Source organism: Flavobacterium sp. MEB061 (assembly GCF_000834715.1).
In the GTDB taxonomy this organism is placed as follows: Bacteria; Bacteroidota; Bacteroidia; order Flavobacteriales; family Flavobacteriaceae; genus Flavobacterium; species Flavobacterium pectinovorum.
Window position 1 is genome coordinate 385,183 of sequence record NZ_JXQR01000014.1, and the last position, 15,434, is coordinate 400,616.

Here is a 15,434-nt window from a genome sequence, read left to right on the forward strand (position 1 = left end):
TTTTCGGTTAAAAAACAGTAGATTCAATAGAAGGTTTTATAGTTGAATTAATAATGGTCAAAGTAAGTGGATCTTCTTCTCCGGAAAAGAACGCATCCAGTATTTCCTTAAATATTGGATTTGTATTTTCTGCCAAAGAAAAAAGAGTCATTGACGAACGAAGTTTTCGAGCGTCCAGATCTCCAAAAATACCATCTGCTGATTTTCTTTTAAAAGTCAATAGCAACTCTGATATTTCTATAAGATGTTTTCCTAAAATAGGATGTTCTAAAAATGCAGAAGCCTCTTTTAGATCATTAATGGCATAATAATTTGCAGTATCGCTGGTGCCCAATCCTTTTAATTGAGGAAAAATGAACCACATCCAGTGTGTCTCTTTTTTTCCTTTTTTGATTTCAGAAAAAGCAGTAAGATAAAGTTTATTTTGTGCATCTAAAAAACGCATTAAATCATTGTTTGAGTAAGCCATTTTGGTATTATATATATGAAAAAAAGGGTGCGAAAGTACTAAAAAAAATACGGTATGCCTAATAAAAGGTTCATACTGTGAGCGTTTTAACTTTTAGAGGAGGAATTTTTGTACACTATTTCTAGTGTGAAAATGTTGTACGTTATCTTCTTTACGATAAATTCTTCTAAAAGTCAAATTGATTCTGGGTAACACATTTCGGGCTGTTTTAGGAACCTCGTGCTGCCAAAAACTGTTAGTTGTTCCTGCCATTAACAGAAAAGAACCATGATGTAAAGGAATCTCGACCTGCGGAATATCTTTTCTAAATTTATGACGCAGTCTGAACATTCTCGTCTCTCCAAAAGTCACCGAAGCAATAATCGGATTTTGTCCCGTATTGTGTTCTTTATCACTATGCCATCCCACGCCATCTTTGCCGTTTCGGTATAAATTGAGTAATACGGCATTAAAATCAAGCTGTGTTTCTTTTTCCACCCGGCTTCTGATTGTCAGCAATTCATAAGTCCAGTCAAGCCCATTCGGACTTGATCCGTGATTGTCTTTGTCTTCATACCAGGCAATCATTCTTGGTGCAGTATAAGTTTTATCATAGATTTCCATTTCATATTCTCTCCATTTGGTTTGATGAAGCAGTTTTTCATAATAACGATCAGATTCTTCTTTAGTGAAGAAATTATCAATCAAAATTAGTTCTGTGTCAGGCAGATTATATACAATTTTACCACGATTTCCAGTAGTAAATAATTCGGTATCGTTAAATAGTGTCATAAGTCAATGTTTAAGTTTATAGCTCTATTTTAAAATTTATTTTAAGAAGTGCTTGCTGAAAAAAACTTTCCGTGGATATTTCTCGGCATAAGCATAAATTAAATGTGTTATATATTGATTGCTCTTATAAGGGGTTATATAATCTTTTATATCTGATGGTTCAGTAATTGTAATATCAGATGCTATGTAGCCCATTCCGTAAAAATGTCCATTTTCAACCCAAATGAAACTGCGCTCATCTGGAGATCTGCCTTTGTCTATAATAGCAAAAGTGGGTCTGTTGCTTAATAAAAAGTCAATGGCATTTTCGACCTGATCGTTATGAATCGTCACATCAGGCAATATTTTAATGTCTTGGTTCAGAAAAAATTCGGCTTCTTCCTGTTTAGAATATTTGCAAAATCGTTGATCGATTTCAAACTGTTCGGCCAGATTTCGCAATATATTTATTGCGTCATACAGACTATTAAATTCATGAATGCAAACCTGAAATTTGCTTAGTTTTCCAACTGCCAGATATTTGTATCCACTCCGGGCTTCATATTGGTAAAGGCCATATTTTGCCTCAAAACGTTTTAATGCTCTGTTGTATGTTGGCCAAAGTGTTTTAATTTCTGTGCATTCTAAGAGCAACGCCATTAGTTCGTTGCCACAAACTTCAAAAGAAATACTGTAGATATCACGTAAGAAGTTTTGCCTTTGCGGATTAATTTTATGACCGCTAAAATGCGAAGCCACTCGTTTTTTTAAGTTGATGGCTTTTCCAACATAAATTACCTTTTTTACATCATTATAAAAATAATATACGCCGGGTTTTTCCGGTAATTGGTCAAAATCTGCCGGAGGTAAATTAGGAGGCAAACGCTGATCCTGCGATGTAATTTTGAGCATTTTTTCGATTTCACCTTCATCATCCCATTTTAATAATCTGGAAAACAATATAGCTGTAGCATCGGCATCTCCACCGGCACGATGTCGGTTTTCTAAAGATATATCTAATGAATTGCAAAGATTTCCCAAACTGTAAGATCCCAATCCGGGTCTAATCTTTCTAGTCGCGCGAACGGTACACAATTTCCTCGCAGTCCACTTAAACCCCGCTTGTTCAAGTTGATGGCGTACGAAAGAATAATCAAAATTGACATTGTGTGCAACAAAAACGCGATCAGTAAGCATTTCCAGTACTTTCTCTGCAATATCATCAAATATAGGAGCGTTAGCCACCATTTCGTTATTAATACCTGTTAAACCAAAAATAGAAATCGGTATTTCTTTTTCAGGATTAACAAGCGTTTCAAAACGTTCGATTACGTTGGTTCCGTCATGAATAATGATGGCAATTTCTGTAATGCGGCTGCCACTGGCGTTTCCACCTGTGGTTTCGATATCTACTATGGCATATTCCAGCTTTTTCATCTCTATTATATAACGTAAAACCTATTTTTTCTGTTTTTTATTAAACATTAACTGTAATAACATCTTTGAGTAAAGTAGAAAATTTGGGAGATAATCTGTTCTGCCTCATTTTCCATTGGCGTCCCAAAGACTGCACACCGAATTTGATTTTATTATTGCCATAATTTTGGTTCATTTCATCGATAACCTTCATTAAAGGTCGATGTTTGGGATTTGAAGTTTCGAATAAATTAAGCTGCGTTTCACTATTTGGTGTTAAGCCCATTACAATTACACCTGCTTTTTTATAACGATAGCCTTTTTTAAAAATAGCTTTAAATCCTTTTTGGGCAGCTTCATTCAGCTCTATTGTCGAATTGGTTGGAAAATCAGTTGTGATGGTAATACTTCGCGAATAATGTGATGGCTCGTTCTTTAAAAAACTAGTTTGAATAAAAACAGTTACCATATTGCAATGACAATCCTGACGCCTTAATTTCTCTGCACAAGAAGCTGTAAACGTGCTGATTCTTTCTGATATTTCTTCATAAGTAGTATATTTTTTTTCAAAAGATCTCGTAGTGGCAATCATTTTTCGGTCTGTGGCATCTTCTAATTCCAAAGTTGGTTTCCCTTCTAATTCATGTTTCAATCGAAGTCCTACTACAGACATTTCTTTTCTTACCCAGGCATCCGGAAATTGGGTAAATTCGTAAGCTGTGTTGATTTTTTTTAATTTAAGTCGTTTGGCATGTTTTCTTCCAATTCCCCAGACATCTTCAATTTTAGTCCACTTTAATGCTTTAATCCTTTTTTCTTCAGAGTCAATACAATAAACACCTTGTGTACGATCTGCAAATTTTCGGGCAATTTTATTCGCCATTTTTGCCAAAGCTTTCGTAGGCGCAAAACCTATACTAACAGGAATGCCTGTTCCTTGTGTCACTTCTTTCCGCATTTTTAAACCAAGCACATTTAAATCAAATAAATCGTAACCTGAAAATTTCAGGAAAGCTTCATCAATACTGTAAATTTCGATTTCAGGAGTATAAGTCTGAAGGAGGTTCATTACCCGATTGCTCATATCGCCATATAACGGATAATTAGAAGAATAAACAAAAATATTTTTTTCCTTAAAAACAGATTCATACTTAAAAGCAGGAATAGCCATTGGTATGCCCAAAGCCCTGGCTTCGTCAGAACGCGAAATAACACAACCATCATTGTTAGAGAGAATAACGATAGGTTTTCCCCTTAAACGTGGATCAAATACTCTTTGACAAGAAGCATAAAAATTATTACAATCAACTAAAGCAAACATTTCTAAACGTGTTTTTTATTTCTTATTCTGTCACCCTGAGCAGAGTCGAAGGGCTTCATTGTGTAAAAGGTCTTCGACTTCGCTCAGACTGACAATAACTCAAAAAGATTTAATACTATGAATCACAATTCCCCAAATTACAAAGTTGTTTTCCGGAGTTACTTTTATAGGCTGATAATCTTCATTTTCGGCAATAAGCCAGATGATGTCTTTTTCTATTCTGATACGTTTTACAGTAAATTCACCATCAATTTGGCAAACAGCAATTTTATTGTTTTGCGGTTCCAGACTTTTGTCAATAATCAATAAATCACCATCACTGATACCGGCATTTTTCATAGAATGGCCTTTTACCCTTGCAAAATAAGTGGTGTATTTATGTTTAATGAATTCTTTGTTGAGATCAATCGATAATTCGATAAAATCATCAGCAGGCGAAGGAAAACCGGCGCTAATCCCAACGTCAAAAAATGGCAAATTTACTTCTGAACTTACATCCGGAATGTAGAATTCTATTGATTTCGTGGTATTTATATTCATCAATTTCATAATCACTTCAAAAATTTATTTTTTGCACATCACAAAATTAGTACAGATGATAACATTTTTTTGTATATTTGCTGTTCCAAATTATAACAAATTAATTATGTCCTTATTTTCAGATAATATCAGAGCATTGAGGGTTAAGCATAAAATATCGCAGGAGAAATTAGCTGAAAACCTTAGAATTACCCGTGGTAGATACGTTAAATACGAAGACGGAACTTCAGAAGCACCGTATGATATCTTAAAGCAGATTGCTTTATATTTTCATATGAGTATCGATTTATTGTTGTCTGTCGACATACGTAAAATCAATATAGAAAACTTGATAAAATTAGAAGGCAACCGACTTATTTTGCCCATACAAGTAGATAGTTTTGGGGAGAATTATATTGAAATTGTATCTCAAAAAGCAAAAGCCGGCTACCTTAACGGATATGCTGATCCGGAATATATCGAGAGTCTGCAACAAGTTTCGCTTCCATTTTTAGGACCGGGAAAACACCGCGGATTTCCTGTAGAAGGAGATTCGATGCCACCACACGAAGACGGTTCTATCATCATTGGTCGTTATGTAGAAAGACTGGGTGAGGTGATGGATGGTAAAACCTATATCCTGATTACCAAAAATGAAGGAATGGTCTACAAACGTCTCAACAAGAATAAAAAGAATAGTTTGGTTCTGGAATCAGACAATCGTTTTTATCCGAATTATGAAGTAAAAGCCTCAGATATTTTAGAAATCTGGGAATACGAATGCAATATCGGACGCAGTGATAAACGACACGAGCAAACAGAATCGCAAAGTATGAAAGATTTGCTTTTGGAGGTAAAAAGAGAGGTTATGGAGATTAAGAATAATACTTCGAATGCATAATTTTTTTCGCCACGAATTCACGAATTTTGATTTAAAATAATTCGTGAATTCGTGGCGAAAAAAAATCTAAACTTTCAACGAAAACCAAAACGTACTTCCTAAACCTAAATTACTTTCTACGCCAATTATCCCATTTTGCGCTTCAATAAATTCTTTGCTAATCGCTAAACCCAATCCTGTTCCTGATTTCTGACTTCCCGGAATCTGAAAATATTTGTCGAAAACTTTGTCTTTGTATCGCGCGTCAATTCCTTTTCCGGTATCAATAACCTGAAATACAATCTGATCGTTTTCATTTTTTAATTTGATAAGAATCGTACTTTTTTCAGATGAATATGTAATCGCGTTCGATAAATAATTAATCAAAACCCAGCCTGTTTTTTCGCTATCGGCCTTTACATCCTGCAAGTTTTCATCGGCATCAATAATAAGTTTAATTTGCTTTTGTTCTGCCTGAACTTTTACCGCTTCAACAGCATAATTTACAATCGCATAAGGATTGCTTTTTTCGATATTCAACTGAATATTTCCGGTTTCCAGTTGTGATAAATTCAGCAGTTCGCCCGTAATTTTTAATAACCTCTGACTGTCATCTTTAATACTTTCAACCAATTGTTTCTGGTCGTCGTTCATATCGCCGGTTTTGTTATTTTGAAGCAATTGCAAACTCAGTTTTATCGAAGCAATTGGCGTTTTTAATTCGTGCGAAACGGTGGCAATAAAATTGGTTTTGGCAAAATCAAGTTCTTTAAACAAGGTAATATTTCGCAGAATAATAACATCGCCAATATTAATTTCTTTTTCTTCACCCGTTGGCGTTATCGTAATATTGATCGTTTCTTTATCGAAATAACTTTCTTTTCCGTTAGCAAAAATTTTCAAAGGTTTCTTTTTCTGCGAATCAGAATCTAATTCTTTTAAAATTAAGGAACGCATTAAATCATTCGATAAAGCCAAATCAGAAGCGGGTTTCCCAATAACATCTTCCAGTTTTAGACCAATAATTTTCAAGGCTTCATCATTCGCAAACAAAATAATTCCTTCATTATCCAAACCAATAATAGGATCGTGCATATTATTAATAAGCGTTTCCAGTCGTTTTTTCTCAAAAAATAATTTGTACAAATTACTATTGTTGTATTCCTGAAGTTTTTGCGCCATGGTATTAAACGATTTTGCCAAATCTCCATATTCATTGTGGTTGGTAAAATGCACACGTTCTGAATAATTTTTATTGGCAATTTCTTTAATACTCAACGTTAATTCTTTAATTGGGTTGGCAATATTATGAGGCAAATTAATCAGCAAATTAAAGGCGATTAAAAAGCACAAAGTTCCCACAATAGCAATCCATAAATTGGCAGTTTCGGCGGTATGTTTGGCGATATCGCTTTTCTGTTTTATGGCATTCATATTGAGTTTCATGATCTCAAAAATATCCTGTCTGATTTGCATTTTTAAACTTTCATCAGAACTGTTTTTTTCTAAAAGAGCAAAGTTTTTCTTTAGACTATCGGTACCTTTTTTCTCTCCGGCTTCGGTAACATTTTTCGTTTGGTTTAAGAGATTTTCTTTAAAAGTAACAATCGCATTTTCTTTATTAGCGTTAATTTCGTCTAATGCCAAAAGCATATTTCTGGAATATTCCAGCGTATTATAATTCGCTTTTAGAATATTCTCAGTGTCTTTTTTTATCGAAAAAATATAAAAAGCACTTACCAATGTGAGTATAATTATTAATAAAAATAATAACCCAACTCCCAGATTCAATTTAGTTTTAATTCTCATGATGTTTGTTTAAAAAACATTTATTTTTTTGAACCATATAAAGTAATATAAGAAGATGCATAATTAAGTAAAGAAGACAAAAATTTGCATCTCTGCGACTTTGCGAGCAAAAAAATTCAGCGAACTTTGCGGTTAATTTTCACACACCCTAATTTAAATGAACTTATATAACTTATATGGTTTAGAAATTTTTTACGATAAAATAACCAGGTCAACATTTGATAATGAAAGCCGATTTAACAAACGCCTGAAAATTGTTGTAGACAAAATTACTTTAAATAAATTCAAATGTGGTTTTCCGATGCAGACAGTTGTAATTTGTTTTTCTTCTACCGCAATTACAATTGCATCGGCAATATTTTTGTGTTCCAATTTAATGACTTCTGCACCTAATTGTACCGCGAGTTTAAAATTATTAATCAAATGGCGTTGTTTGTCTAATGCGATTTTGGTGCTGCTTTCCTGCGGAGTTTCAACATACAAAACATACCAGGATCCGTTGTAATAACTGGCCAAACGCGCCGCTTTTCTAATAACAATTTTTGCTGTTTTATCGTTACTGCTAATGCATGCCAACAATTTTTCGTGTTTTAAAGCGTGCAGTTGAGGTACTTCGTTTTCGACTTTTCTAACGACCTGACTTGCAACTTCTTTCAAAGCCAATTCACGCAATTGCAGAATTTGTTCCGATTTGAAAAAGTTGGTTAAAGCTGTCTGAATTTTATCAGCCGTATAAATTTTTCCTTCCTTCAAACGCGCAATCAAATCTTCTGAAGTTAAATCGATATTGACAACTTCATCAGCCAAACGCAAAACATTATCCGGAATCCGCTCCTGAACGTCAATTCCTGTAATACGTTTTACATCCTCATTCAAACTCTCAATATGCTGAATATTCACAGCCGAAATCACATTAATTCCCGCTTCCAGAATCTCCAAAACATCCTGCCAGCGTTTTTCATTTTTGCTTCCTTCAATATTTGTGTGCGCCAATTCATCGACAATAACAACTTCGGGTCTTAAGTTAATTATTGCCTGCACATCAAGTTCTTCAAGCTGTTTTCCTTTATAGAAAATGGTTCGCCGCGGAATCACGGGCAAACCAGATAAAAGTTCATGCGTTTCTTTTCGCATATGCGTTTCGATGTAACCAATTTTTACGTCAATTCCGTTTTTCAACAGCGAATGCGCTTCCTGCAGCATACGAAAAGTTTTCCCCACACCGGCGCTCATACCAATGTAGACTTTAAACTTTCCTTTTCGTGATTTCTGAATTAAATCCAGAAAGTGCTGTGCGTTATTTTCTTTTTCTTCTTTCATGTTTTTTGCCACGAAGGCGCTAAGTCACAAAGTTTTTTATTTTACCATTAAGATATTAAGTCAATAAAGGCAAAGCTTAATTTTCTCAATATAGGTTCATTAAGGCAAAGCTTAACTTTCGTAATATCTTAATGGTAAAAAAAATCAATTTTAATGTTTAGAAACTAATCGCCAACGAAGTCGTTACAAACGTATTTGTATCCGTTGGAACGTTATTTTTTGTGAAGATTTCATCTTTGCTGGAAAGATTTCTTGCTTCGATTCTAAACATTACATTATCAGTAACTAAGTAATCAAAGTTAGCCGAAAATCCGTAAGTTTTAAATCCGTTTGGCGTTTCCGTCCCGATAGCTATCGGGATAATAACACCTTTTTCATCACTATAATATTCACCTCGCGCTGCTAATTGAATTTTATCCGTTGGTTTATATTGCAAAATCAAAACCGGTGAAAACCAAGTATCATATTTGTCACTATTCTTAGCCGATTGTTGCGAACCAATATCAACACCAGCCGTAATATTTGTTTTATCTGTTACCTTAAATTGCCCGTAAAAATTGTTGAAATAACGCCATTTTTTGTCAATATCAGGTTGTTCATTTCCAACATACGTACTCCAGTTCAAAACCACTTTATCCGTTGGTTTATAAGTAATTTGCGTTCCAAAAGCAGGCGTTTGATTCCCGTCAATTTTCTGAATTCGCTGCCAGCCGTTCAAATACATTCCGGCCAAATACCACGCACCAGATTCTGATGTGTAGCCAATTTTTACTCCCGCTTCATAATACGGAGAGTTTTCAGCCAGAATACTTCGGGTTAAAGTTTGGCAATCTTTTCCAATCGCACTTTCAAAACCAATGTGAGAAGGCATAATTCCCGCATCAATCCATAAATTATGACTTTGCGAAATCTTCACACCAACATTAGCTTCATAAACATTTTTCAATAAATCCTGTTCTGCAGACATATTATATTGGGCGTAAGTTCCCGCCATTAAAGCAAAGTTCCCGCGAATATTATCTTTTGAATAATTCACCTTTGCCAAACCTAAATTCAGGTTCACTTCATTGCTTCGGTTATAACTGTAAAAAAATCCCGGACGAGTATGATCTTCCGGTTTTGCGAAATCATAGCTATAATAAACGTCTACATATCCTGAAAACGTAAACGGACTTTTTGATTCTTCTTGTGCTTGTAAATTGCTAAAACCGAATGCGATTAAAGCTGTAAGTATTATTTTTTTCATTTTTATTGGGGTAAAAGAGTGTTTGTTTTTCCTGTAAGGTTTTTAAAACCGTGTAAGTATTTATTAGTAGGTTTTTAAGGAGCTGTTTCCCGCTATCCGTTTCAATCTTTTGTGCGGAACCCCCGCACAAAAGGATTTCCACTACTATCGGGGCTAGGGCTTTTGGGGTAAAAAGGTGTTTTATTCTCCTGCAAGGTTTTTAAAACCTTGTAGGTATTTATTTTCTAACGCTTTGTCAAATCCGACAGGTTTTTAAAACCTGTCGGGTTTAAAAACGTATTACTTCAATCCGTCCAAAGCAACATTCAATTCCAAAACATTAACCGTTGGAGTTCCCATAACTTTTGGAGTATTAATATTCGCTTCAACCAAAGCTTTTACTTTTTCTTCAGATAATTTTCGTTCTTTAGCAACACGTTTCACCTGAATCAAAGCGCCTGCTGGAGAAATATTCGGATCCAATCCGCTTCCAGAAGCCGTAACCATATCTGATGGAATCTCCGATTTTTTCAAATAAGGATGAACAATTAAAAACGTATCGATTCTTTTTTGAACCAAAGCCAGATAATCGGCATTGCTTGGTCCTTTGTTGCTTCCGGCGCTTCCTGCAGCATTGTAATCCACAGCCGAAGGTCTTCCCCAGAAATAATTTGACTTATCGAATTTCTGACCAATTTTTTGGTAACCAACCACTTTTCCGTTAACCGAAATAGTTTCTCCTTTTCCCTGATTCGGAGCAAATTGTGCAATTCCGTAAATTGCAAGAGGATAAATAACTGCAAACAGAATTACAGTAATCAAGGTGAATTTTAATAGTGAGAATATAGTTTTCATTTTTTGAGATTCTAAGGGACTAAGTTGCTAAGGTTCTAAGTTTTTTTTCTTCGAAGATTAGCAATCAAAGTCCGTGTTTTTAATTTGAGTTTTTGAAGGTTCAGGATTTTTGACTCCAATAGGAAACCTTAGCATCTTAGAGTCTTAGCATCTCAGAACCTTAAATAAATACAGCTACCAGTAAATCAATTAATTTAATTCCGATAAAAGGGACGATTAAACCACCTAAACCATAAATCAACAGGTTTCTTTTAAGGATTGCACTTGCTCCGATTGGCTTATAATCAACACCTCTCAACGCAAGCGGAATCAAAATCGGAATGATAATCGCATTGAAAATTACCGCTGATAAAATCGCACTTTCCGGACTATGCAAATGCATAATATTCAAACCTTGCAAAGCTGGAATTGCAGTTATAAAAAGTGCCGGAACAATAGCAAAATATTTCGCAACGTCATTCGCAATCGAGAAAGTAGTAAGCGTTCCGCGAGTCATTAAAAGCTGTTTTCCAATTTCAATAATTTCAATCAATTTTGTTGGATCATTGTCAAGATCGACCATGTTTCCGGCTTCTTTTGCAGCCTGGGTTCCGCTGTTCATGGCAACACCCACATTGGCTTGCGCAAGGGCAGGAGCATCGTTGGTTCCGTCACCCATCATGGCAACAAGTTTACCAAGGTTTTGCTCGTTTTTGATGTAGTTCATTTTATCCTCAGGTTTTGCTTCGGCAATAAAATCATCAACACCGGCAGCTTCTGCAATAAACTTAGCCGTAAGCGGGTTATCTCCCGTAACCATAACTGTTTTTACACCCATTTTTCTCAATCGGTCAAAACGTTCTTTCATTCCGGTTTTAATAATATCCTGCAATTCGATAACACCCTGAACCTGATTGTTTTTAATGACAACCAACGGCGTTCCTCCGTTTGTAGAAATATCAATTACTTTTTGAGCGGTATCTTCGGGAAATGCATTTCCGGCTTGTTTAGCAATATTTTTTGCAGCATCCTGAGCACCTTTTCTAATATTGGTTCCGTCTTTTAAAATAACTCCGGAAGTTCTGGTTTCTGCAGTAAATTTTATTAAAGTAGCACCTTCAATTGATAATTTATTGGCAGTTTCGGCTCCTGCCAGTTCCACGATACTTTTCCCTTCCGGAGTGTCATCTGCTAGTGAGCTTAACACGGCAGATTTTATAAAATCTTCTTCAGTAACTCCATTTGCAGGATAAAAATTGGTTGCTTTTCTGTTTCCAATAGTGATTGTTCCGGTTTTATCCAAAAGCAATACATCAATATCTCCGGCAGTTTCAACCGCTTTTCCTGATTTTGTAATTACGTTGGCACGCAACGCTCTGTCCATTCCCGCAATACCAATTGCAGAAAGTAAACCGCCAATTGTAGTTGGAATCAAACAGACGAATAAGGCAATAAATGCAGCGATTGTAATTGGCGCATTAGCATAATCTGCAAATGGTTTTAACGTAACACAAACAATCACGAAGATTAAGGTAAATGCTGCCAATAAAATAGTCAGGGCAATTTCGTTTGGTGTTTTTTGGCGGCTTGCACCTTCAACCAAAGCAATCATTTTATCCAGAAAGCTTTCGCCTGGTTCTGATGTTACGATTACTTTAATTTTATCAGATAACACTTTTGTTCCTCCGGTAACGGAAGATTTATCACCACCAGCTTCCCGAATAACAGGAGCACTTTCTCCGGTAATAGCACTTTCGTCAATGGTTGCCAATCCTTCGATAATTTCTCCGTCAGTTGCAATTAAATCGCCAGATTCACAAACGAAAATATCTCCTTTTTTCAATTCAGAAGAACTGATGTTTTTGATTTCGCCGTTAGGTAAAATTTGTCTTGCCGGAGTTTCTTCACGTGTTTTTCTTAAACTATCTGCTTGTGCTTTTCCTCTGGCTTCGGCAATTGCTTCGGCAAAGTTGGCAAACAAAAGCGTTGCTAATAAAATTAAAAACACAATTAAATTATAAGTGAAACTGCCTTGGTCTGTCGCGCCCATTAAAATGGAAATACAAACGGCAAACATAATAGCAGTTCCTATTTCTACGGTAAACATTACCGGATTTTTGATCATCAATTTTGGATTAAGCTTCACAAAAGACTGCGCTAAGGCTTCTTTTACCTGTTTGCTTTCAAACAATGATGCGGATTTATTAGTTGTCATTTTCTTGTAAAAAGTTAAATGTTATTTGTTAAATGTTATGCACTAAAAACACATAGATTATAGAGCATAGCCAGCGGTTTCAACCGCTGGGACGCAACGTATGTCAGAATCTTTGTTCCCGGAATTCGTTTCCCGTGGTTGAAACCACGGGCTATGTTTGAAATATTTTGCGTTTATGTTTTATGTGTTTAAAAATATTTGCTGCATTTTTATTTTAGTGTAAAATATTCTGCCAATGGACCTAAAGCCAAAGCCGGGAAGAATGATAAAGCAGCTATAATTGCGATTACGGCAAAAACCATAACTCCAAAAATGGTAGTATCAGTTTTTAATGTTCCCGCACTTTCAGGAATGTATTTTTTATTAGCCAATAATCCTGCAATTGCCAATGGACCTATTATAGGAATGAAACGGCTTAATAGTAAAACAATTCCCGTAGTGATATTCCAAAACGGATTATTATCTCCCAAACCTTCAAAACCAGAACCATTGTTAGCAGCACTAGAAGTATATTCATATAACATTTCTGAGAATCCGTGATTTCCCGGATTGTTTAACCAGCCTGTAGCGTTTCCGCTAAACCAATACCCCATTGCTGTGTCATGTGCAGTAAAATAAGAAGCCAAAGCTGTTCCTGCTAATATTAAAAGTGGATGAAGAATCGCAATAAAAGCAGCAATTTTAACTTCCCGTGCTTCGATTTTCTTTCCTAAAAATTCAGGAGTTCGACCAACCATTAAACCGGAAATAAATACAGCCAAAATGATAAAAATGTAGAAGTTTAAATAACCAACGCCACAGCCTCCGTAAAAGGCATTAACCATCATGGCTAACAACTGCATAGCTCCTGAAAGCGGCATTGAACTATCGTGCATACTGTTTACAGAACCTGTAGAAATTACCGTTGTGGCAATACTCCAGAAGCCTGAAATAGCCGGACCAAAACGAACTTCTTTTCCTTCCATCGCTCCGGTTGTTTGGGCGATTCCCATTTTTTCGATAGCCGGATTTCCGTTAAGTTCGGTCATAACTGTTGGAATTACCAATAGTAAAAAACCAACCGTCATTACACCAAAAATGATATAGGATAATTTTCTCTTGTTAAGGAAAAAACCAAGCGCAAAAATCATTGCAAACGGAATAATTAATTGTGCCCAAAGTTCAACTGCATTCGTTAAATAAGTTGGGTTTTCTAAAGGATGTGCTGAATTGGCTCCAAAAAAACCTCCTCCGTTTGTACCTATATGTTTAATAGCAATAAACGCTGCTGCAGGTCCTCGGGAAACTTCAACATTGTCTCCTTGTAAAGTGGTAATTGCATCTTTGCCTTCAAAAGTCATAGGAGTTCCGCTAAATAATAGAACAACTGCTACAATCGCAGAAAGTGGTAATAAAATGCGAGTACAGCTTTTGATGAAATAATTGTAAAAATTACCCAATTTGTCGGTTGTTTTTTCTCGCATTGCAGTGAAAACCATTGCTGCAGCGGCCATTCCTACACCTGCAGAAACAAATTGCAGGAACATTAAAACCATTTGTGACAAATATGAAAGTCCGGTTTCGCCTGAATAATGCTGTAAATTACAGTTTACAACGAATGAAATAGCAGTGTTAAATGCTAAATCCGGTGTCATAGATGGATTATTATCAGGATTTAAAAATAACGATCCCTGAAAAAGTAAAACAAAAAAGCAAAGAAAGAACCAAACCATATTTACACTTAAAAGTGCTTTTAAATGTTCTTTCCAGTTCATTTCTTCTGTGGAATTAATTCCACTAATTTTAAAAATAAATTTTTCAATTGGATTGAAAATCGGGTCAAGAAAAGTTTTATCTCCCAAATAAACCTTAGCAATATATTTTCCCACGGGAATCGCTAAAACTATCGAAATGATAAAAATACTAATGAGGCCAAATAATTCTGTGTTCATATTTTGTTTGTTAGAAATTAAATAAATTTTAGACTTTTATAAAAACATAATAAGTGTTACAAAAGCTAATGTCCAGGCCGCAAATACATATAGTAGCAGCTTTTTTGGGGATTGTGACTTTTTCATTTTTTAGAATTTTTCTGGTTTGATTAGTACATAAACCAAATAACCAAAAACGGCGATGGAAACAATAAATAGTGCTGTCATGATTTAGATTTTTTCAAAGAATTCTACAGATTTAAAACAAATGGCAAATAGTAAAACTGCCAATGCGAGTAAAAGAAAAGTGATCATAAGATTATTTTAGAGTTCAGATTTTAGATTGTCATTCGATTAAACAATTAACCGATTAAACTTTTTTATACGCCAGAAGTATTAACCTGCTTGATATATTCCGCTTTAAGCGTTTGAGGAAAAAGATGAGAAATATTGCAGTGACGCATTTCCATAAAAGAGGAGACGGAGAAAATGTAGACATTTGAAATCGCATTTTTGGTTTCAAAACTTCCTGTAATAAATAACCGTTCAGCAAGTGCCAGACATTTTTTGGCTCTCACAATATTTCCGGAAATAATAGATTTTTTAGTAATTTCAGCAAAGCGTTCGGCTTGTTTGTAGATTGAGGTGACTTGATTTTTCATTTTGAATGAATTTTTTTGTTCTTCCTCCTTATGCCAAAATATGTTCCGAAAAAGTAAAGTTGTAGATAAAGTGTTGTAAATAAATGGAATGTGGTTTTGTGCCA

General features: G+C 35.2%; 14 protein-coding genes. 1 reads left to right on the forward strand and 13 read right to left on the reverse strand.

Annotation, left to right across the window (positions count from 1 at the left end; translation table 11 throughout):
* Nucleotides 1-7 precede the first annotated feature (7 nt).
* From RT99_RS07200 to RT99_RS07220, 5 genes are all read right to left on the reverse strand, one after another.
* Nucleotides 8-469 carry a DUF1810 domain-containing protein gene (locus tag RT99_RS07200; RefSeq protein ID WP_042564026.1) on the reverse strand — a complete coding sequence of 154 codons (462 nt, stop codon included), beginning with the start codon at nucleotides 467-469 and terminating at the stop codon, nucleotides 8-10.
* 93 nt (nucleotides 470-562) lie between these two features.
* Complete coding sequence (locus RT99_RS07205; protein WP_042564027.1) at nucleotides 563-1,240, reverse strand: alpha-ketoglutarate-dependent dioxygenase AlkB; 678 nt, start codon at nucleotides 1,238-1,240, stop codon at nucleotides 563-565.
* A 36-nt stretch (nucleotides 1,241-1,276) separates the two neighbouring features.
* Entirely contained in the window at nucleotides 1,277-2,656 is a 1,380-nt protein-coding gene (locus RT99_RS07210; protein ID WP_042564028.1) for an exonuclease domain-containing protein, read from the reverse strand.
* A 40-nt stretch (nucleotides 2,657-2,696) separates the two neighbouring features.
* Nucleotides 2,697-3,956, reverse strand: coding sequence for a Y-family DNA polymerase (locus RT99_RS07215; protein WP_042564029.1), 1,260 nt, complete (start codon nucleotides 3,954-3,956; stop codon nucleotides 2,697-2,699).
* Between the two features lie 99 nt (nucleotides 3,957-4,055).
* Nucleotides 4,056-4,505, reverse strand: coding sequence for a LexA family transcriptional regulator (locus RT99_RS07220; RefSeq protein ID WP_082036927.1), 450 nt, complete (start codon nucleotides 4,503-4,505; stop codon nucleotides 4,056-4,058).
* Nucleotides 4,506-4,602: 97 nt separating this feature from the next.
* On the opposite strand from RT99_RS07220, the gene RT99_RS07225 reads away from it, so the two are divergent.
* Entirely contained in the window at nucleotides 4,603-5,376 is a 774-nt protein-coding gene (locus RT99_RS07225) for a LexA family transcriptional regulator (RefSeq protein ID WP_042564084.1), read from the forward strand.
* A gap of 66 nt (nucleotides 5,377-5,442) precedes the next feature.
* On the opposite strand, the gene RT99_RS07230 is transcribed toward RT99_RS07225, so the two are convergent.
* The 8 genes from RT99_RS07230 to RT99_RS07260 all read right to left on the reverse strand — a co-directional run bounded on the left by RT99_RS07230 (nucleotide 5,443) and on the right by RT99_RS07260 (nucleotide 15,330).
* Nucleotides 5,443-7,164 carry an ATP-binding protein gene (locus RT99_RS07230; protein WP_042564030.1) on the reverse strand — a complete coding sequence of 574 codons (1,722 nt, stop codon included), beginning with the start codon at nucleotides 7,162-7,164 and terminating at the stop codon, nucleotides 5,443-5,445.
* A 192-nt stretch (nucleotides 7,165-7,356) separates the two neighbouring features.
* Nucleotides 7,357-8,484 (reverse strand): universal stress protein, encoded by a 1,128-nt coding sequence (locus tag RT99_RS07235; RefSeq protein ID WP_042564031.1) that lies wholly within the window; start codon nucleotides 8,482-8,484, stop codon nucleotides 7,357-7,359.
* A gap of 157 nt (nucleotides 8,485-8,641) precedes the next feature.
* Nucleotides 8,642-9,730, reverse strand: a complete 1,089-nt coding sequence (locus RT99_RS07240; protein ID WP_042564032.1) for a porin — start codon at nucleotides 9,728-9,730, stop codon at nucleotides 8,642-8,644.
* Between the two features lie 279 nt (nucleotides 9,731-10,009).
* Complete coding sequence (locus RT99_RS07245) at nucleotides 10,010-10,564, reverse strand: K(+)-transporting ATPase subunit C (RefSeq protein ID WP_042564033.1); 555 nt, start codon at nucleotides 10,562-10,564, stop codon at nucleotides 10,010-10,012.
* A 160-nt stretch (nucleotides 10,565-10,724) separates the two neighbouring features.
* Nucleotides 10,725-12,758, reverse strand: coding sequence for a potassium-transporting ATPase subunit KdpB (kdpB, locus tag RT99_RS07250; RefSeq protein WP_042564034.1), 2,034 nt, complete (start codon nucleotides 12,756-12,758; stop codon nucleotides 10,725-10,727).
* 209 nt (nucleotides 12,759-12,967) lie between these two features.
* Entirely contained in the window at nucleotides 12,968-14,689 is a 1,722-nt protein-coding gene (kdpA, locus tag RT99_RS07255; RefSeq protein ID WP_042564035.1) for a potassium-transporting ATPase subunit KdpA, read from the reverse strand.
* Between the two features lie 129 nt (nucleotides 14,690-14,818).
* Nucleotides 14,819-14,896 (reverse strand): K(+)-transporting ATPase subunit F, encoded by a 78-nt coding sequence (gene kdpF / locus RT99_RS24955; RefSeq protein ID WP_073075461.1) that lies wholly within the window; start codon nucleotides 14,894-14,896, stop codon nucleotides 14,819-14,821.
* Nucleotides 14,897-15,048: 152 nt separating this feature from the next.
* Entirely contained in the window at nucleotides 15,049-15,330 is a 282-nt protein-coding gene (locus RT99_RS07260) for a hypothetical protein (RefSeq protein ID WP_042564085.1), read from the reverse strand.
* Between the last annotated feature and the right edge of the window lie 104 nt (nucleotides 15,331-15,434).